This is a genomic window from Ramlibacter paludis (assembly GCF_022012305.1).
Taxonomy (GTDB): Bacteria; Pseudomonadota; Gammaproteobacteria; order Burkholderiales; family Burkholderiaceae_C; genus Ramlibacter; species Ramlibacter paludis.
Genome location: NZ_JAKLTM010000003.1, coordinates 640,574 through 662,905, shown reverse-complemented (window position 1 = coordinate 662,905; position 22,332 = coordinate 640,574). Strand labels below are relative to the sequence as shown.

Below are 22,332 nucleotides of genomic sequence, written 5' to 3'. Positions count from 1 at the left end.
GCATGCTCGGCGCCCTGCTGCGACGCTCCCGGCCCGCCCGCAAGGCGCGGGTCGCGCCGCAGGCAGAGTGGCTGGAGCCGCGGCTGCTGTATTCCGCCGACGCGGCCAGCCTGCTGCTGGCGGTGGACGACGGCGCGCTGCAGCAGACCCGGCAGCTCGGCACCGATTTCGAATACAGCGCCGACACCGCCGCCGCGCCCGCGAGCGCGGAGGTTCGCGCCGCCTATGCACTGACGCCGCTGCAGTTCGAGGCCGATGCGGGCCAGCTGGGCGAGGGCGTCGACTTCGCCGCATCGGGCCTCGGCTATTCGCTGCGCCTGGGGGGTGGCGGCCAGGCCGAACTGCTGCTCGATGGCGCGCAGGACCCGGTGCGGCTGGAACTGGTCGGCGCGAACGCGGGAACGCCGGTCGGCGAAGACCTGCTGGCCACGCGCAGCAACTCCCTGGTGGGCGCCGACGCGTCGAAGTGGGTGACCGACATCGCCAACTACGGCAGCGTGCGCTACCAGGGCGTCTGGGACGGCATCGACATCCGTTACTACGGCAACCAGAGCCAGCTCGAATACGACTTCCTGCTGGCGCCGGGCGCCGACGCTGCGCAGCTGCAGCTGCGCTTCCACGGCACGGACGGCGCCACCATCGCCGAAAACGGCGACCTGCTGCTGCAGGTGGCGGGCACCGGGCGCGAGCTGCGCTTCCAGGCGCCCGTGAGCTACCAGCAGGGCGCAGCCGGCCGCGAGAGCGTGGAGAGCCACTACACCCTGCAGGCCGACGGCACGGTGCGCATCGTCGTCGGCGCCTACGACACCCGCCGCGCGCTGGTGGTCGACCCGGTGCTGTCGCACGCCACCTATTTCGGCGAAGCCGGCGCAGAGACGGCGCTGGGCGTCGCGGTCGGCAGCGATGGCGCGGTCTACGTCACCGGCCAGACGACCTCCAACAGCGGCAGCTTCGGCACGCGGCTGGACGCCGGCCCGGACGGCAACGAAGCCTACGTCGCCAAGTTCAACGCCGACCTCACGACGCTGGTCTACGCGACGCGCGTGGGCGGCAGCAACAACGAAGCCGGCAACGCGATCGCCGTCGACGCGAGCGGCCAGGTGGTGGTGGGCGGCTGGACCAAGTCGGCCGACTTCGTCGGCGCGGCCGCGGGCGACCAGGCGGCCAGGAGCGGCAACCAGGATGCCTTCCTGTTCAAGCTGAACGCGGCGGGCAACGCGCTGGTGTTCAGCACCTACTTCGGCGGCGCCGGCGGCAACGACACCGCCACCGCGGTCGCCGTGGACGGCAGCGGCACCATCTACCTCGCCGGCACGGTGACCGGGACCTCGGACAACGCCTTCGTCAACAAGTACAGCGCCGGCGGCACGTCGCTTGCCAAGTGGACCTGGGGCGGCAGCGGCGACGAGGCGGGCATGGGCATGGCGGTGGACGGCGCCGGCAACGTCTACCTCGCCGGCAACACGCTCTCCACCGACAACACGATCGTCGGCGGCGCGCAGTCCAGCGCGGGCGGCGCGGGCGACGGCTTCCTGGTGAAGTACGGGGCCGCGGGAACGGTGCTCTATTCGAGCTACGTCGGCTGGACCAAGTTCGACAACGTCACCGGCCTGGCCGCCGACAACGCCGGCAAGGCCTACGTGATCGGCCAGACCAAGGATCCCAGCAACGGCTTTCCCACCACGACGGGCGCCTTTGCCACCACGCCTTACACGCTGCAGACCGGCTTCCTGCGCATCTACGACACCACGCTGGCCGGCAGCGCCTCGATGGTGTATTCCAGCTTCATCGGCGGCTCGCGCAACGCCAGCGGTTCGCTTTCCGGCGGCTTGACCGACACACCGACCGGCATCGCGGTCAATGGGGGCTACGTGGCGATCGTCGGCAGCACCGACACGTCCGACTTCCCCACCACCGCCGACGCGGTCCAGCGCACCAACACCGCCGGCAAGACCGGCTTCGTCCTCGTGCTGAACCCGGTGGGCGGCGGCAGCAGCGACATGGTGTACGGCAGCTATTACGGCACGGGGCTGGACAGCGGCGGCGTCGCCTGGGGCGCCGGCAACCGGCTGTACCTCGTCGGCTCGACCAGCACCGGCGGCCTCGCGACCACCGACGGCTACAAGACCACGATCGGCAGCGGGGGCGACGGCGTGGTGGCGCAGTTCGGCGGCTTCAACCGCGCCCCGGTCCTCGGCGCCGTGGCCAACCTGCCGGCGCAGCTGGAAGATGCCGCCGCAGGTGGCGGCACGCTGGTGGCCGACCTGGTGGCCGGTGCCATCACCGACCTCGACGCCGGCGCGCTCAAGGGCATCGCCGTGACGGCGGTGGATACGGCCAACGGCAGCTGGCAGTACGCGCTGGACGGCAGCACCTGGGCGGCGCTGGCGAGCCCCGCGAGCGGCAATGCATTGCTGCTCGCCGCCGACACGACCACCCGCGTGCGCTTCGTGCCGAACGCCAATTACGCCGGCAGCGCGGGCATCACTTTCCACGCCTGGGACCGCACGACCGGCGCCGCGGGCGCCGTCGTCGCCGTGCCCAGCCCGGGCGGCAACAGCGCCTTCAGCACGGCGACGGCGGCGTCCACGGTCACGGTCACCGGCGTGAACGATGCGCCGGTGCGCAGCGCCGGCACCGTGGCCAACCTGGGCACCACCGAAGGTTCCATCGTGTCCCTGGGCCTCGCCGGCCTGAACTACGGGCCGGGCGGCGGCACGGACGAAGCCGCGCAGACCTTCACCTATACCGTCACCGGACTGCCGGGCGCCGCCGGCACCATCGAGCTGTCCGACGGGACCGCCGTGACTTCCGGCACCGGCTACACGCTGGCGCAGCTGCAAGGCATGCGCTTGCGCGCCGGCGCCATCGGAACCGGCAGCTTCAGCTTCCGCGTGAACGACAGCGGCGGCACCGCCAATGGCGGCGCGGACAGCCTGGCGCAGTCGCTGGCCGTGACCGTCACCAACGCGGCGCCCGTGCTTTCGGCGCCGCCCAATCCCTTCACCCAGCTCGAAGACGTGCCGGGCAACGGCACGCTGGTGTCTGCCATCCTGGCCGGCGCGGTGACCGACGGCAGCGGCCCCTACGGCATGGCGGTGGTCGGCATGCCGAACGGCAACATCGGCGGCACCTGGGAATACAGCGTCGACGGCGGCGGCACCTGGCTGGCGTTGAGCGGCACCACCAACAACGCGCGCCTGCTAGGCCCCGACGCGCGGGTGCGCTTCGTCGGTGACGCCGGCACCAACGTGAACGGCGCCATCCCCGGCTTCACCTTCCGTGCGTGGGACGGCACGTCCGGCGTGGCAGGCGGCCTCGCGAGCACCAGTGCTCCCGGCGGCGTCTCCGCCTTCAGCGCCACGACGGCGACGGCGGCGCTGACGCTGACGCCGGTGAACGACATCCCGGTGCGCTACAGCGTTGCCCTCGGCACGCTGCTGCCGCCCCCGGCGGCCGTGTCGGTGCGCGAAGCCACGGTCACCTTCACCTCGCTGGGCCTGGGCAGCCTCGACTACATCCCCGGCTACGCGCTCGACGAGTACAACGACCAGAGCGTGAGCTACACGGTCACGGCGGTGCCGTCCGCGGTCGGCACGATCTATCTCGCCGACGGCACCACCGTGGTGAGCGCAGGCACCACTTACACGATCGGCCAGATCCAGGGCATGAAGTTCAAGCCCGGGAACGGCGTGCAGAGCGCAAGCGGCACCTTCAGCTGGATGGTGAAGGACAACGCCGGCACCGCCAACGGGGGCGTCGACACGCTGCTGGATTCGATGACCATCTCGGTCTTCAACCAGGCCCCGACGCTGAGCGGCGCCAACACCATGCCCTCGATCCTGGAAGACGTGCCGGGCAACGGCATGCGGGTCGCGGACCTGGTGGCCGGCAAGATCACCGACCTGAGCAATACCACCGGCATCGCCGTCACTGCGGCCGCCGGCGGCGCGGCCGGCACCTGGCAGTACAACAGTGACGGCGGCAGCAACTGGAATTCGCTCGCCGCGGCGAGCGCGACCAACTCCATCCTGCTGGAAACCGGCGGCCAGTGGCGCGTGCGCTTCGTGCCCACGGCCAACTGGAACGGTACGGCGCCGGGCTTCACCTTCCGTGCCTGGGACCGCAGCGCGGGCACCGGTGGCGGCACCGCCAACACGACGGTCAACGGCGGCGCGACGGCCTTCAGTTCGACGACGGCCACCGCGACCGTCATCGTCACCGCCGTCAACGACGCACCGGCGCGCACCGACGTTGCCGGCGTGGCGCCCGCCCCGCTGATCCTGCTCGATGGCTCGCCGCTCACGTCGCTGGGCCTCGCCGGCTTCACCGTCGGCCCCGGTGGCGGCCCGGACGAAGCCGCGCAGACCCTCCAGAGCTACACCGTCACCGCCTTGCCGTCGGCGCTGGGCACGGTCTGGCTGGCCAACGGCACGACCCAGGTCACGCTCAACACGCAGTACACGCTGGCGCAGGTCCAGGGCATGCAGTTCCTGTCGTCCGGCATCGGCCAGCTCGGGACCGGCAGCTTCTCCTTCGCCGCCCGGGACAGCGGCGGCACGGCGAACACCGGCGTGGACACCGGCACGTTCACCGTCAAGGTGATCGTCAACCGCGCGCCGGTGCTGAACGGCGCCAATTCGCCGGTCGTCGTCTACGAGGACTTCGACTGGAGCGGCAACATCCCGGGCGGCAATCCGCCGCCATGGTCGTCCGCCGGGCAGCGTGCCGGCACGCTGGTGGACGCCCTCATCACCGGGCAGGTCACCGACGCCGTCATCAGCGACCGCGGCATCGCCATCGTCGGCACCAGCGGCAACGGCACCTGGCAGTACACGGTGGACGGCAACAGCTGGATCAGCATCACCGGCGTGAGCAACACCGGTGCGCTGCAGCTGGCGGCCGACGGCGTGACCAAGCTGCGCTTCCTGCCCGGCACCGACTGGAACAGCAGCATGGGCACCGCGGGGCTCACCTTCCGCGCCTGGGACCAGACCACGGGCAGCAACGGCACCCTGGCCGACGCTTCCTACAACGGCGGCGCCTTCGCCTTCAGCGCGGCGACCGCCACCTCGGTCTTCACCGTCACCCCCCGCAACGACGCACCGGTCGCGGTGGGTGCCACCGGCGGGACCGTGGAAGAGGGCGCGGCGCCGGCCTCCATCCTGGCTTCCGGCAGCTATGCACCCGGCCCCGCGACCGCCAGCGACGAAGCGGCGCAGGCGCTGACCTTCCACTTCACTTCCATCCCGGGCAACGTGCAGTTGCTGCTGGCCGACGGCGTGACGCCGGTGAGCGTGGGCACGGCCTACACGCAGGCGCAGTTCCAGGCGATGCTGTTCCGCTCGGCCGCCAACGCCACGCCGGGCGCGGTGGTGGTGGCGTTCAGCGTGCAGGACGACGGCGGCGTCGCCAACGGCGGTGTGGACCTCTCCAACCTGTCCCTCACGCTCACGGTCACCAACCGGGCACCGGTGCTGAACGGCGCCAATGCCATGGCGGCGATCGCGGAAGACACCGTCGGCAACGGCACGCTGGTCTCGGACCTGATCGCCGGCCAGGTAGCCGACCCGACCGGTACGCGCGGCATCGCCGTGACCGCGGTCGACGACAGCCACGGCAGCTGGCAGTACACGCGCGATGGCGGTACGACGTGGACGGCCTTCGGCGCCGCCACGGCGACGAGCGCGCGCCTGCTGCTGGCCGACACGCTGACCCGCGTGCGCTTCGTGCCGGCCAGCGACTGGAGCGGCACCGCCACGCTGACGCTGGCCGCCTGGGACGGCACCGCGGGCGCCGCCGGCGGCGTGGCCGACGCGACGGTCGCCGGTGCGGCCAAGGCCTTCAGCACGGCCACCGCCAGCACGACGATCACCGTCGCTGCCGTCAACGATCGGCCCGTCGGCGGTACGGTGTCCAACCTGGCGGTCGCGGAAGACAGCGGGAGCACCAGCCTCGGCCTGGCCGGCGTGGCTTATGGCCCCGGCGGCGGCGGCTACGAAGCCGGCCAGGTGCTCACCTACACCGTGACCGCCCTGCCGCCGGCGAGCTTCGGCCGCGTGACGCTGGCCGACGGCACGGACGTGGCCGCGGGCGACTACAGCCTGGCCGACCTGCGCGGCATGCGCTTCGTCACGGCCGCCAACGCCTCCGGCACGGCCAGCTTCGGCTTCTCGGTGCGCGACGACGGCGGCGGCGACGACACGCTGGTGCAGACCCTCCTGCTGACGGTCACCCCGGTGAACGACGCCCCGGTCGCGAATGGGGACGTGGTTGCGGCGACCGAGGACGTCCCGCTCACCCTCACGACTGCCTCGCTGCTGGCGAACGACACCGACCCCGAGAACGATGCGCTGGCGATCACGGGCGTCACCGGCGGCAGCGGCGGCACGGTGGTGCTTTCGGGCGGCAACATCGTTTTCACGCCCAGCGCCGACTTCAACGGCGCGGCCAGCTTCAGCTACACGGTGGCGGACGGGCAGGGCGGCGTCGCCACCGGCAGCGTGACGGTCAACGTCGCTGCGGTGAACGACGCGCCCGTGGCCGCCGCAGACAGCCTGGCCGGCACCGAGGAACAGGCGCTGGCGATCGCGGCGGCGGCGCTCACGGCCAACGACACCGACGTCGACAACGACGCGCTGTCCATCGTCTCGGTCACCAATGGCAGCGGCGGCACCGTGGTGCTCTCCGGCGGCAACGTCGTCTTCACGCCGACTGCCAACTTCAACGGCCCCGCCACCTTCAGCTACAAGGTGTCCGACGGCAAGGGCGGCACGGCCAGCGCCACCGTCACGGTCAACCTCGCACCGGTGAACGATGCGCCGGCGGCCAATGCCGACACGGCGGCGGGCACCGAGGACGTCCCGCTGACGATTCCCGCCGCGGCCTTGCTGGCTAACGACAGCGACGTGGACGGCGACCCGCTGGCGGTCATCGGCGTCACGAGCGGCACCGGCGGCACGGCGGTTCTCTCCGGCACCGACATCGTCTTCACCCCGGCGGCCAACTTCAATGGCACCGCCAGCTTCAGCTACACCGTGGCCGACGGCAAGGGCGGCAGCGCGACCCGCGCAGTGACCGTGAACGTCGCACCGGTCAACGACGCGCCGGTGGCTGCCGACGACAGCGTGACCGCCTTGCCCGCGGTGCCGCTGCTGATCCCGGCCGCATCGCTGCTCGGCAACGACACCGACCTGGAAGGCGATGCGCTCACCGTCACCGGCGTCGGCGGCGCGACGCACGGCACCGTGAGCCTGGTCGGCGGCGTGGTCACCTTCGTCGCCGACCTGCTGTACATCGGCCCCGCCAGCTTCACCTACACCGTGAGCGACGGCAACGGCGGAACCGCCACCGGCCTGGTGAACATCTCGGTGATCCTGGGCAACTCGGCGCCGGTCGCCAATGCGGACAGCGTCGCGGCGACCGAGGACACGCCGCTTTCGTTCGCGGCGGCGCTGCTGGCCGCCAACGACACGGACAGCAACGGCGACGCCTTGACCGTGACCGGCGTGACGGCCGTCACCGGCGGCACCGTGAGCCTCGCCGGCGGCGTGATCACCTTCACGCCCACCGCCAACTTCAACGGGCCCGCGCGCTTCAGCTACACGGTGGACGACGGCAACGGCGCGACCTCCACCGGCACGGTGACGGTCAACGTGGCGGCGGTGAACGACGCCCCGGTCGCCGGGGCCGACACGGTGGGCGGCACCGAGGACCAGGTGCTGACCATCATGCCGGGCGCGCTGGCAGGCAACGACACCGACCCCGAGAGTGACGCCTTGACGATCACGGGCGTCACTTCCGGCGCCGGCGGCACGGTAGACCTGGTCGGCGGCAACATCGTCTTCACGCCCACGGCCAACTTCAACGGCGCAGCCGGCTTCACCTACACGCTGGCGGACGGCAACGGTGGCACCGCGACCGGCACGGTCACGGTGAACCTGGCCGCCGTGAACGACGCGCCCGTGGCGGTGGCCGATGCGGTGAACGCGGTGGAAGATGCCCCGCTGACGATCGCGGCCGCCACGCTGGTGGGCAACGACAGCGACGTCGAAGGCAACACGCTCACCATCACCGGCGTGGCCGCCATCGGCGGCGGCACGGTGACGCTTTCCGGCACCGACATCGTCTTCACGCCCGCCGCCAACTTCAACGGCACCGGCAGCTTCAGCTACACCGTGTCCGACGGCAACGGCGGCACGGCGACGGCGCTGGTGACGGTCACCGTGGCGCCGGTCAACGACGCGCCGGTCGCCGCCGCCGATTCGGTGAACGGCACCGAAGACCAGCCGCTGGCCATCACGGCGGCCACGCTGCTGGCGAACGACGCCGACATCGACGGCAACACGCTGTCCGTCGTGGCGGTCGCCAACGGCAGCGGTGGAACCGTGAGCCTGTCCGGCAGCACGATCGTGTTCACGCCCACCGCCAACTTCAACGGCGCCGGCAGCTTCACCTATACGGTCGCCGACGGCAACGGCGGCACCGCGACCGCCACCGTCACGGTGAACCTGGCGGCCATGAACGACGCGCCCATCGCGAATGCGGACACGGTGGCGGCGACTGAAGATACGCCGCTCACGATCGCGGCGGCCGGCCTGGCACTGAACGACACCGACCTCGAAGGCGACGCGCTGACCGTCGTCTCCGTCGCCGGTGCGAGCGGCGGCACCGTGGCGCTCGTCGGCGGCAACATCGTCTTCACGCCCACGGCCGATTTCAACGGGGCGGGCAGCTTCAGCTACACCGTGTCCGACGGCCAAGGCGGCACCGCCTCGGCCTCCGTCACGGTCAACGTGGCACCGGTCAACGACGCCCCGGTCGCCAATGGCGAGACCGTGGCGGGTGTCGAGGACACGCCGCTCACCATCGCCGCGGCCTCGCTGCTGGGCAACGACACCGACCTCGAGAACGACAGCCTGGCCGTCACCGGCGTGGGCAACGCCGTCGGCGGCACCGTCACCCTGTCGGGCGGCGTCATCAGCTTCACGCCCGCGACCAACCGCAACACGCCGGCCAGCTTCACCTACACGGTCTCGGATGGGCAGGGCGGCACGGCGACCGCCACCGTGACCGTCACCCTTGCCGCCGTGAACGATGCGCCGGTGGCGCTGGACGACGTCGTGGCCGGCACGGAGGACGCGCCCCTGGTCATCGATCCGGCAACCCTGCTGGCCAACGACGGCGACGTGGACGGCGACACGCTGGTCGTCACCGGCCTGGCGAACGGCAGCGGCGGCACGGTGGCCTTCTCCGGTCCCAACATCGTCTTCACGCCCACCGCCGACTTCAACGGCCCCGGCGCCTTCAGCTACACGGTGAGCGATGGCAACGGCGGCGTCGTCACGCGCAACGTGCGGGTGGACGTGGCGGCTGTGAACGACGCGCCGCTCGCGCACTCCGACGTCGTGAATGCGGTCGAAGACACGCCGCTGGTCCTGGCGCCGCTGGACGTGCTGGCGAACGACACGGATGTCGAGGGCGACACCCTCGCCATCACGAGCGTGTCCAACGGCACCGGCGGGACGGTGGCCCTCGTCGGCGGCAACGTCGTCTTCACCCCGGATGCGCAGTACGAGGGACCGGCCAGCTTCACCTACGCGATCGCCGACGGCAACGGCGGCACGTCCGCGGCGACGGTGACCGTGAACGTCACGGCCGTGAACGATGCGCCCACGGCGACGGACGACGTCGCCGCGACCAGCGAGGATGTCCCGATCACCTTCGCACCGGCGACGCTGGTGGCCAACGACTCCGACCTCGAAGGCAATGCGCTCGCGATCACCAGCGTGGCCGATGGCACCGGCGGCCAGGTGAACTTCGCCAACGGCAACATCGTCTTCACGCCGGACGCCGACTTCAACGGCGTCGCCAGCTTCTTCTACACGGTCTCGGACGGCAATGGTGGCAGCTCCATCGGCCGGGTGACGGTCAACGTCGCCGCCGTGGACGACGCGCCCCGCGTGGCCGGGGAAGCGTTGGCCGGCACCGAGGACACGCCGCTGGCGCTGACCGCGGCCGACCTGCTGGCCAACGACTACGACGTGGAGGGCAGTGCGCTCACGCTCACCGGGGTGACCGCGGTGGCCGGCGGTAGCGTAAGCCTGGCCGGCGGTGTCGTCACCTTCACGCCCAGCGCGAACTTCAACGGGCCGGCCGCCTTCAGTTACACGGTCACCGATGCCACCGGCAATGCGTCCATCGGCACGGTCACGATCAACCTCGCGCCGGTGGACGATGCGCCCGTCGCCCAGGATGACGCCGTGGCCGGGACCGAAGACCAGGTGCTGGCGATTCCGGTGTCTTCGCTGCTGCTGAACGACGCGGAAGTCGACGGCGACACCCTGGCGATCGCCTCGGTCAGCGCGGTGAGCGGCGGTTCGGTCGCATTGGCCGGCGGCAACATCGTCTTCACGCCGGCACTGAATTTCAACGGACCCGCGAGCTTCACCTACACCGTCAGCGACGGGCAAGGCGGCACTTCGAGCGCGCAGGTCACGGTCAACCTCGCATCCGTCAACGACGCGCCCTCGGCCGGGAGCGACACGGTGAACGCCACGGAAGACCAGGCCCTGACGCTGCTGCCCGCGGACCTGCTGGCCAACGACAGCGACCTCGATGGCGGGACCCTCGCCGTGCTCGCCGTGAGCAACGGCGCCGGAGGGACGGTGGCCCTCGTCGGCGGCAACATCGTGTTCACGCCGGCCGGCAACTTCAACGGTGCGGGCAGCTTCAGCTACCTCGTGAGCGACGGCCAGGGCGGCACGGCGACGGCGACCGTCACGGTGACCGTCGCGGCGGTCGACGACGGGACGCTGGCGGTGGCGGACACGGGCAGCACTGCGGAAGACGGCGTGGCCACCGGCAACGTACTCGCCAACGACAGCGACGTCGACTCGCCGCTGCAGGTGGCCGGTTTCACGGTCGCCGGCACGAGCTACGCAGCCGGCGCCACGGCCGCCATTGCCGGCGTCGGCACCTTCACGCTGGCCGCCGACGGGGCTTATGCCTTCACGCCGCTGGCCGACTGGAACGGCACCGTGCCGGTGGTGAGTTATGCGACCACCACGGGCGCTTCCAGCACCCTGGCTCTGATCGTCACGGCAGTGGACGATGCCACCGTGACTGCGCCGGACAGCGTCACCGTCGCCGAGGACAACGTGGCCGGCGGCAACGTGCTGGCGAACGACCTGGACATCGACGACGCGCTGGCGGTCGCAAGCTTCCAGCTGGCGGGCAGTGCGGCCAGCTACGCCGCCGGCACGACGGTGGCAGTGGCCGGCGGGAGCTTCACGCTGGGCGCGAACGGCGCCTTCGGCTTCACGCCGGCGGCCAACTGGAACGGCAGCCTGCCACAGGTCACCTACACCACGAATACCGGCGCCACCAGCACGCTGGCCGTGACGCTCACCGCGGTGGATGACCCGACGGTGATGAACGCCGAGGCAGTGACGGTTGCCGAGGACGGGGTCGCGACCGGCAATGTCCTGGCCAACGACAGCGATGTCGAAACGGCGCTGCAGGTGACGAGCTTCGCGATCGGCGGCACCAGCTACGCGGCTGGCACGACCGTGGCCCTGGCCGCGATCGGCAGCTTCACGCTGGGCGCCGACGGCACTTTCGGCTTCACGCCCGTGGCGAACTGGAACGGGCTCGTGCCCCAGGTTGCGTACACGACGAACACCGGCGCCGCGAGTACGCTGGACATCACGGTCGCCGCGGTGGCCGATCCGACCTTCATGGTCGCGGACAACTTCAGCATCACCGAGGATTCCGTCGCCAGCGGCAACGTCCTGCTGAACGACAGCAACGTCGATACGGTGTTGCAGGTGACCGGGTTCAGCCTGGGCGGCAACACCTACGCGGCGGGGAGCAGCGTCGCTCTCGCGGGAGTCGGCAGCTTCACGCTCTCTGCCGGCGGCGTCTTCAGCTTCATGCCGCTCGCCAACTGGAACGGCGCGCTGCCGCAGGTCACCTACACGACGAATACCGGCGCGAGCAGCACGCTGGACATCGGCGTCAGTGCCGTCGACGATCCGACCGTGATGGCGCCGGACGCCGCCAGCGTGGCCGAAGAAACGGTGGCCAGCGGCAACGTCCTCGCCAACGACAGCGATGTCGAGACGGCCCTGCAAGTGAGCAGCTTCGTCATCGGCGGCACGAGCTACGCGGCCGGCGCCAGCGTCACGCTTGCCGGCCAGGGCAGTTTCACGCTCGCTGCGAACGGCGACTACACCTTCACGCCCGTCGCCGACTGGAGCGGCACCGTTGCGCAGGTGAGCTACACGACCAACACCGGCGCCGCCAGCACGCTGGACATCACGGTGGCTGCCGTCGACGACGCCTCCGTCGTGAATCCGGACGCCGTGGCCGTCGCCGAGGACAACGTCGCTGCCGGCAACGTGCTGGCCAACGACAGCGACGCCGACGACGTGCTGCAGGTGGCGGCCTTCACGATCGCGGGCACCAGCTACGCGCCCGGCGCCACCGTCGCCATCGCCGGCATGGGGAGCTTCACGCTGGCGGCCGACGGCAGTTATGCCTTCACGCCGATCGCGAACTGGAACGGCGCCGTGCCGCAGGTCGGCTACACGACCCAGACCGGCGCGGACGGCACTCTGGACATCACCGTGAATCCGGTCGACGACGCGACCGTCGTTGCGGCCGATGCGGCCACGGTCGCAGAAGACACGGTCGCCAGCGGCAACGTGCTGGCCAACGACAGCGACGTCGATTCCTCGCTGCAGGTGGCGGGCTTCAGCATCGCCGGCAGCAGCTACGCGGCCGGGGCCACGGTGGCGATCGCGAACGTCGGCAGCTTCACGCTGGACGCCGGCGGCGCCTACATCTTCACGCCGCTGGCCAACTGGAACGGCACCGCGCCGCAGGTGCGCTACACGACCAGCACGGGCGCTTCGAGCACGCTGGATCTCGCGGTCACCGCCGTCGATGACCCGACCGTGATGAACGCCGAGACGGTGGCCGTCGCCGAAGACACGGCCGCGACCGGCAACGTGCTGGCCAACGACAGCGACGTCGAGACGGCACTGCAGGTGGCCAGCTTCGAGGTAGGTGGCACGACCTACGCGGCGGGCGCCACGGTGACCATCGCGAGCGTCGGCAGCTTCACGCTGGCCGCCAACGGGGACTACACCTTCACGCCGCTGGCCCACTGGAACGGTGTGGTGCCCCGGGTGAGCTACAACACCAACACCGGCGCCGCGAGCACGCTGGACATCACGGTGAATGCCGTCGACGACCCCACCGTCGTGAATCCGGATGCGGTGGCTGTCGCCGAAGACAACGTCGCCGCCGGCAATGTGCTGGCCAACGACAGCGACGTCGACGACACCTTGCAGGTTGCCGCTTTCACCCTGGGCGCGACCACTTACGCTGCCGGCAGCACGGTGACCTTGGCAGGCATCGGCAGCTTCAGACTGGGTGCGGATGGTGCCTACACCTTCACGCCCGTAGCCGACTGGAATGGCGCGGCCACTATCGTTGGCTACACCACCAACACGGGGGCCGCGAGTACGCTGGCAATCACCGTGAACGCCGTGGACGACGCGACCTCGGTCGCCGCCGATGCGATCGTGGTCAACGAAGACGGCGCGGCCAGCGGCAACGTGCTGGCGAACGACGGCGACGTCGACGACGCCCTGCAGGTCGCGAGCTTCACGCTGGCCGGCACCGGCTACGCGGCGGGCAGCACGGTCGCGCTTGCCGGCGTCGGCAGCTTCACGCTTGGCGGCAACGGCGACTACGCCTTCACGCCGGTGGCGAACTGGAACGGCGCCGTGCCGGTCGTCAGCTACACGACGAACACCGGCGCTGTGAGCACGCTGGCGATCACGGTCGCCGCCGTGGACGACGCGACCGTCGTCGCGGCCGATGGCGTGACCGTCCCGGAAGACGCGACCGCCATCGGCAACGTGCTGGCCAACGACAGTGACTTCGACGACGTCCTCGCGGTGGCGAGCTTCCAGGTCGCGGGAGACCCGGCCAGCTATGCGGCCGGCAGCACCGCGGTCCTCGCCGGCCGGGGCACGCTGGCCATCGCCGCCGACGGCAGCTTCACGTTCACGCCGGTCGCGAACTGGAACGGCAGCGCGCCGCTGGTGACTTACACGACGGGCACGGGCGCCACCGGCACGCTCGCCATCACCCTGACCGCCGTGGACGATCCGACCGTGGCGGCGGCCGACGCCATCACGGTCGCCGAAGACAGCATCGCCACCGGCAACGTACTGGCGAACGACAACGACGTCGACGACGCCTTGCAGGTCGCGAGCTTCACGCTGGGCGGCAATACCTATGCGGCGGGTAGCTCGGTGGTCGTGGCAGGCGTCGGCAGCTTCACGATGGCGGCCAGCGGGGCTTACGGCTTCACGCCGGTCGCCAACTGGAACGGTGCGCTGCCCCAGGTGGCGTACACGACGAACACCGGAGCATCCAGCACGCTGGACATCGCGCTGAATGCGGTCGACGACGCGACCGTGGTGGCGGCCGACGCCGTGACGGTGAATGAAGACAACATTGCCACCGGAAACGTCCTGGCCAACGACAGCGACGTCGACGACGCATTGCAGGTCGCGAGCTTCACGCTGGCGGGCAACAGCTACGCGGCCGGTAGCACGGTGGCCCTGGCCGGCGTCGGCAGCTTCACGCTGGCGGCGAATGGCGGCTACACCTTCACGCCGGTGGCGAACTGGAACGGCACGCTGCCGGTCGTGGGCTACACCACGAACACCGGCGCCGCAAGCACGCTGGCGATCGCGCTGAACGCCGTGGACGACGCGACGGTGGTCGCGTCCGATGCCGCCACGGCCAGCGAAGACACGGCGGCCATCGGCAACGTGCTGGCGAACGACCGCGACGTCGACGACGCCCTGCAGGTCGCGAGCTTCACGCTGGCGGGCAACACCTACGCGGCCGGCAGCACCGTGGCGCTGGCCGGCGTCGGCAGCTTCACGCTCGCAGCCAGCGGCGCCTACAGCTTCACGCCGGCAGCCAACTGGAACGGCACGCTGCCGCAGGTCGGCTACACGACCGGCACCGGCGCTGCCAGCACCCTGGACATCACGGTGGCCGCGGTCGACGACCCGACCCGGGTCGCGGCCGACGCCGCAGCCGTCAACGAAGACTCGATCGCCACCGGCAACGTCCTCGCCAACGACAGCGACGCCGACGATGCCCTGCAAGTCGCCAGCTTCACCTTGGCCGGCAACAGCTACGCCGCCGGCAGCACCGTCGCCCTGGCCGGCATCGGCAGCTTCACCCTCGGCGCCAACGGCGCATACAGCTTCACCCCGGTTGCGAACTGGAACGGTGCGGTGCCCGCCATCGGCTACACCACGACCACCGGCGCCTCGAGCACGTTGACGCTCACGGTCGCCGCCGTCGACGATGCGACCGTCGTCGCCGCCGATGCGGCCACCGCCGACGAAGACAGCGCGGCCACCGGCAACGTCCTGGCGAACGACAGCGACATCGACAGTGTGCTGCAAGTGACAAGCTTCACGCTGGGGGGCAACAACTACGCAGCGGGCACCACGGTGGCGATCGCCGGGGTCGGCAGCTTCGGTTTGGCGGCCAACGGCGACTACGTCTTCGCGCCCCTGGCCAACTGGAACGGCGCCGTGCCGCAGGTCGGCTACACCACCAGCACCGGGGTGAGCAGCTCACTGGACATCACTTTGAACGCCGTCGACGACGCGACGGTGACGACCCCCGACACGGCCACCGTGCAAGAGGACGGCGCCGCCACCGGCAACGTGCTGGCCAACGACAGCGACGTCGAATCTGCGCTGCAGGTCACGGGCTTCACGATCGGCAGCATCTCGTATGCCGCGGGCGAGACGGCCACCATCGCCGGTGTCGGCAGCTTCACGCTGGCGGCGAACGGCAGTTACCTCTTCACCCCGCTGGCCGACTGGAACGGCGCGGTCCCGGCGGTGCGCTACACCGTCGACACGGGCGCCGGCAGCACGCTCTTCCTCACGGTCACCGCCGTCGACGATGCACCGGTGCGCACGTCTCCGGCGCCGGCCGACCTGGCCGTGGACGAAGGCAGCGGCGCCATGCCGCTCGGCCTGGCCGCGCTGGGGTACGGCCCGGGCGGCGGCAGCGACGAAGCCTCGCAGGCGCTGGCCTTCACCGTCACCGCGCTGCCGGACAAGCTGGGCGCCATCGTGCTGGCCGACGGCACCACCACCGTGGTGGCAGGCGCAACTTACACGCTGGACCAATTGCGCGGCATGCAGTTCCTTGCGGGCAAGGACGTCAGCAGCGGCAGCGGCGCCTTCGCTTTCAGCGTGGCCGACGGCAGCGGCGCGACGCTCGCGGAGCAGTTCACCGTTTCGGTGGTCAACCAGGCGCCGGAGCTGACTGGCGCCAATGTGTTGCCAGCGATGCCCGAGGACGGCATCGATGCCCAGGGCATGTCGGTGGCGGACCTCATCGCCGGCCAGGCCAGCGATCCGCTCGGGCGCCTGGGCATCGCGGTGGTGTCCGCGCAGAGCGCCGGCGGCAGCTGGGAATTCACGCGCGACGGCGGCGCCACCTGGTCCAGCCTTGCATCGGCGGACGCCGCCCATGCCGAACTCCTGGGCGCCGACCGCCTGACCCGCATACGCTTCACGCCCGCCGCCGACTGGAACGGCACGGCCACCGGCCTGGTGTTCCGCGCCTGGGACCAAAGTGGCGACGGCAGCGGCGACACCACCGTCCATGGCGGAACGTCGGCCTTCAGCGCCGGCCTGGCGACCGCCAGCATCACGATCACGCCCGTGAACGACAGCCCGGTGCCGCGCGGGGCCGGCGCGCAGACGCCCAGCGTCGTCGTCGCCGAAGGCACGCCGGCGGCTTCCCTGCAGCTCGCGACCCTGGACTATTCGGCAGGCGGCGGCAGCGACGAAGCCGGCCAGCAGCTGGGCGTAACGATCACGGTGCTGCCCGCCAGCCAGGTCGGCACGGTGCTGCTGGCAGATGGCACGACGCCGGTGCAGCTGGGCGCCACCTACACGCTGGCGCAGCTGCAGGGCCTGCAGTTCATGGCCGCCCGCGGCAGCGCCGGCAGCGTGGCCGAACTGGCCTGGCTGGTGCGCGACGATGGCGGCACCGCCGGCGGCGGTGTCGACGCTGCCGCAGGCGCGGTGCGCATCGTGGTCGACGCCGGAACGGTTGCCGCGCCGGCGCCTGCGCCTGCGCCCGCGCCAGCCCCGACTCCTGCACCCGCACCGGCACCGGTCGCCGCCCCGGCGCCCGCAACGGCCGCTGCTCCCGCGCCCGCGCCGGCAACAGCCCCGGGCCGTGCCGGCGGCACCGTGGAAGCGGCACTCGGCGACGCCTTCGGCAACACCGCAGGTCTGGCGCAAGCACCGCAGCAGGTCATGGGCTTCGCGCCGCAGCAACTGCAGTTGCCCTCGGAATCGGCGCGGCTGATCCCGGTCTCCCTGCAGGAACTGCGCGACCTGCGCGTCGAAGCCTTCGGCGCGCCGGCGGAGTTCAAGGTCATGGGCTTCGAGGGTCTCGACGGCAGCGTCACCCGGCTGAGCGTGCAGCAGCTGCAACAGACCTTGCGCGCCGGCGCCTTCGTCGAGGAAGTGAACCGGCTGCGCAAGCAGCTGCAGGAAGATTTCAACCTGGATCGCAGTACCAGCATCACCGTCGCCGGCCTGTCGCTCGGCGTCTCGGTGGTCTACGTGCTCTGGCTGATCCGCGGTGGCGTGCTGGTCGGCAGCTACCTGTCGGCGCTGCCCGCCTGGCGCCTGCTCGACCCGCTGCCGGTGCTGGCCCGCACCGGCGACGACGAGGAAGAAGACGACGACGAAGCCTTGCCGCCCGCTGCGGACCAGGCCCCCGACCCGCTGCGAGGATTCGCGTGAAGCTGTTCAACACCAAGACCTACATCAGCCTCGGGCTGGCCTCGATCGTCAGCACCGCGCTGCTGGCGGCGTCCTTCCTCGGCCTGGTGCCCGATCGCCAGAGCGCGGTGCGCGAAGGCCGCGTGGCGCTGGCCGAGTCGGTCGCGGCAAGCAGCGCCGCCTTGCTGGGCGGCTCCGATCCCGCGCGGCTGGAAGAAGTGCTGCGCTTCATCCAGAAGCGCAACGACGACCTGCTCTCGATCGGGCTGCGCACCCGCGACGGCCGGCTGGTGCTGGCGGTCGGCGAACACGCGCGCAACTGGGTGCCGGTGGAAAGCGGCCAGGTGCGCGATGCGCAGGTGCAGGTGTCGCTGCATGCGGGCGACCAGCCCTGGGGCCAGCTGGAGATGCGCTTCGCGCCGCTCGCGCCGCCGGGCCTGGCAGGCATCCTGCACATGCCGATCGTCATCCTGCTGATGTTCTGCGGCGCGCTGTGCGTGCTGGCGTTCTACGTCTACCTGAGCCGGGTGCTGCGGCATCTCGATCCGGCGCAGGCGATTCCCTCGCGCGTGCGCTCCGCCTTCGATTCGCTCACGGGCGGCCTGGTGGTCGTGGACCAGAAGCGCAACGTGGTGTTGGCCAACGAGACACTCACGCGCCTGCTGGGCAAGACCAACGAACAGATGATGGGCGAGCCGGTGGCGTCCATTCCGTGGCTCGACGCAGCGGGGCAGCCGCTGCGGCCCGAGGAGTTTCCCTGGGCGGCGGCGCTGGCGGAGGGAACCGTGCACCGCGACCGGCAATTGAAGCTGCGCGACACCGCGGGCCGGCAGCGCAGCTTCCTGGTGAACTGCTCGCCCGTGCTCGATGCGGGCGGCAAGGCCGCCGGCGTGCTGGTGAGCCTGGAGGACGTGACGCAGCTGGAACAAAGCCGCATCGAGCTGCGCAGCGCCAAGGAAGAGGCCGAGGCCGCCAACCAGGCCAAGAGCGAGTTCCTGGCCAACATGAGCCACGAGATCCGCACCCCGATGAACGCGATCCTCGGCTTCACGGAGCTGCTGCGGCGCGGCTTCGGCAAGAGCGAGCGCGAGTCCTCGCACTATCTCGACACCATCCACGCGAGCGGCCGCCACCTGCTGGGGCTGATCAACGACATCCTCGACCTGTCCAAGGTGGAAGCCGGCCAGCTGGTGATGGAGAAGATCGCCTGCGAGCCGCACAAGGTGGTGCAGGGCGCGCTGGCGGAGCTGGGCCTGAAGGCGCAGGAGAAGGGCATCGCGCTCACCGTGCGCCTGCTGGGCAGCGTGCCCGAACGCGTGCAGTCCGATCCGGCGCGGCTGCGCCAGGTGGTGCTGAACCTGGTGAGCAACGCGGTCAAGTTCACCGAGCACGGCAGCGTGGAAGTGGTGCTCTCCTGCACGGGATCGACCTACACCATCGAGGTCACCGACACCGGCATCGGCATGGATCCGTCCCGGGTCGAGGCCATGTTCGATCCCTTCACGCAAGCCGACGCCTCGATCGCGCGGCGCTTCGGCGGCACCGGCCTGGGCCTGGCGATCAGCCGGCGCCTGGCGCGCGCCCTGGGCGGCGACCTGGCAGCCACCAGCCAGCCGGGCGTGGGCACCACCATGCTGTTCACCTTCGATGCCGGCGCGCTCGATGGCGTGCCGCTGCTGGATGCCGCCGAGGTTGCGGCGGCGGCGCAAGGCGAGGAGCCGCCCATGCGCACGCGCTGGAAGATTCCGCCGGCCTGCGTGCTGGTGGTGGACGACGGCGCCGAGAACCGCGAACTGCTCTCGCTGGTGCTGGCGGAGCAGGGCCTGTGGGTCGAGGAGGCCGAGCACGGCCAGGCGGCCCTGGACAAGATGGCGCTGGTGTCGTGCGACCTGGTGCTGATGGACATGCAGATGCCGGTGATGGACGGCTACGAGGCCACGCGCGAGTTGCGCCGGCGCGGCGTCGAGGTGCCCATCGTCGCCCTGACGGCCAATGCGATGAAGGGTTACGAAGAGGAAGTGCTGGCCGCGGGCTGCACGGCCTACCTCACCAAGCCGGTCGACATCGACCTGCTGCTGCAGCGGGTGGCGCAGCTGCTGGGCGGCGTCGCGGCGAGGGAAAGCGCGTTCCAGGGCGTGTCGGTGTTCGGCGACCTGCCGGCGCTGCCGGCCTCCGCGGACGGTCCGGTGCGATCGCGTTTTGCCGGCAATCCCAAGCTCGCGCCCATCGTGCGCAAGTTCGCGGCGCGCCTGCACCAGCAACTGGGCCAGGCTGCCGACGCGCTCGGAAACGGCGACCTGGCGGAAGTGGAAAGGCTGGCGCACTGGCTGGCCGGCGCCGCGGGGACGGTGGGCTACGACGCCTTCACCGAGCCGGCGCGCGAGCTGGAAGCGGCTGCCAAGGGCGGCGATCATCCCGCCGCTGAGGCGGTATTGCAACGGATCGTGCGAATGGGTCTGCTGATGGAAGTGCCCGACGCGGTGCAGGCTAAAGTTTGACGGACAATCTGTATCCAATGGCAACCGATTCCTCCTCCGGCCCGCAGTCCAGCCGAAGCAGCCTCGACACCGAGCCCCTGAGTTTTCCCACCGTCTTCGCGCCCGGCGAGGACAAGCTCTCCGAACAGGAACTGCGCGCGCTGTCGCCGCAGGAGATGATCTGGCGGCACCGCTCGGTTGCCGGCCTGTCGGAGGCGTTGATCATGATGGTCGACGACGAGCAGCTCAATATCGAGATGACGCAGGCCTTCCTGATGGAAGCCGGCTACACGCACTTCGTCCACACCGACGAGCCCGAGGGCGCGATGGCCATGCTGCGCAAGGAGCGCCCCGGCGTGCTGCTGCTGGACCTGAGCATGCCCAAGGTGAGCGGCCTCGACATCCTGGCCGAGATGCGCGACGACCCGATCGCGCGCCACATCCCGGTGATCGTGCTCACCAGCAGCATCGACCCGCAGGTGAAGCTGAAGGCGCTGGCGCTGGGCGCGATGGACTTCCTCTCGAAGCCGGTCGACCCGAGCGAGCTGGGCCTGCGCATCCGCAACACGCTGGCGGCCAGCGCGTACCGCGACTACCTGGGCTACCACGATGCGCTGACCGGCCTGCCGAACAAGCAGCGCTATCGCAAGGAAGCGGCGGCCCTGCTGGGGCTGGCGCGCGCCGAAGGCAGCTCCGGCGCCTTCCTGCACGTGGGCGTGGACGGCCTCGGCCGCGTGAACGATGCGCTCGGCCGCGTGGTGGGCGACCAGTTGCTGCAACGCGTCGCCAAGCGCCTGGCCAGCTGCGTGCAGACCGAGGCCGGCGGCGAGCTGAGCTCGGATATCGCCAACCCGACGCTGTACCGCTTCGACGGCGACGAGTTCGCGGTGCTGATCCCCTACATGGACGGCATCCACAGCGCCGCCGCCTTCATCAACCGCATCCTCGAGGACGCCACGGTCAGCTTCCAGCGGCCCGGCGCGCCCGAGGTCTTCGTGACCTGCAGCGTCGGCGTCTCCGTGTTCCCCACCGACGGCAGCGACGCCGACGTGCTGATGCGCAATGCCGGCCTGGCGCTGCGCCACGCCAAGCAGGCCGGCCCGCACCGCTACGAGTTCTTCTCGCCGCGCTTCACCGAACAGGCGCAGGCGCGTCTCGACCTCGGCGCGGAGCTGCGCCATGCGGTGAGCCGCGACCAGATCGAGCTGCTGTTCAAGCCGCGCGTGGAGCTTTCCACCGGCCGGCTGGTGGCGGCCCAGGCCCTGGTGCGCTGGAACCATCCTTCCGGCCGCGTCATCGAGGGCGACGAGCTGATGGACCTGGCCGGCACGTCCGAGATGGACGTGGCGCTGACCGAGTGGGTGTTCGAGCAGGTGCACAAGCACTCGCGCAACTGGAAGACGGCGAGCCTGCAGGCCGTGCCGGTGGCGGTGAAGGCCTCGCTCGGGCAGATCCAGCTGCGCGACCTGGCTTACCTGGTGAACGCGGCGCTGAGCGGCGGCATGGACCCGCGCCTGCTGGTGCTGGAACTGCAGCAGCTGCCGGCCGACGCCAACGTGGCGCAGCGGGACACCGCGGCGATCGTGGCGCTGCGCAAGAAGGGGATGCGGATCGCGCTGGACCGCTTCGGCGCCACGGCCTCCGTGGCGCAGCTGCGCAAGCTGCAGGTCGACGAGATCAAGGTCGATGCTTCCTTCATGCGCGACCTGGACAAGGACCCCACGGTGGCGGCCATGGTGCTGGGCATCGGCGACCTGGCGCGCCGCCTCAAGCTGAACTGCGTGGCGACGGGCGTCGACAGCGCGCAGCAGGTGGCCTTCCTGAAGAAGAACGGCTGGGACCAGGCGCAAGGCAACTTCTTCGGCGCACCGGTCACCGGCATCAATTTCGCGGCGAAGTGGTTGGCGCGCGTGGGCAAGCCGACGCGCGTGGCGGGCGCCGACGGCGGGCCGCATTCGGGCTGAGCCCAGCGCGGGCGTTTTGTGATCGGG

The 22,332-nt window shown here is 70.8% G+C and carries 3 protein-coding genes; all 3 read left to right on the top strand.

The window, feature by feature from the left end; genetic code table 11:
• Nucleotides 1–2 precede the first annotated feature (2 nt).
• The 3 genes from LZ009_RS13400 to LZ009_RS13390 are packed head-to-tail and all read left to right on the top strand — an operon-like array spanning nucleotide 3 to nucleotide 22,305.
• The gene (locus tag LZ009_RS13400; RefSeq protein ID WP_275698432.1) at nucleotides 3–17,885 is read left to right on the top strand and encodes an Ig-like domain-containing protein; all 17,883 of its coding nucleotides are present in this window, start codon (nucleotides 3–5) and stop codon (nucleotides 17,883–17,885) included.
• A complete protein-coding gene (locus tag LZ009_RS13395; protein WP_275698431.1) occupies nucleotides 17,882–20,362 on the top strand; it encodes an ATP-binding protein in 2,481 nt (826 codons plus the stop codon). Before LZ009_RS13400 ends, LZ009_RS13395 begins: the two co-directional genes overlap by 4 nt.
• A gap of 17 nt (nucleotides 20,363–20,379) precedes the next feature.
• Complete coding sequence (locus tag LZ009_RS13390; protein ID WP_275698430.1) at nucleotides 20,380–22,305, top strand: putative bifunctional diguanylate cyclase/phosphodiesterase; 1,926 nt, start codon at nucleotides 20,380–20,382, stop codon at nucleotides 22,303–22,305.
• Nucleotides 22,306–22,332 lie beyond the last annotated feature (27 nt).

Excerpts from the sequence above, each read along its gene's own strand:
- LZ009_RS13400 (WP_275698432.1), top strand. The coding sequence starts at position 3 with ATGCTCGGCGCCCTGCTGCGACGCTCCCGGCCCGCCCGCAAGGCGCGG.
- LZ009_RS13390 (WP_275698430.1), top strand. The coding sequence starts at position 20,380 with ATGGCAACCGATTCCTCCTCCGGCCCGCAGTCCAGCCGAAGCAGCCTC.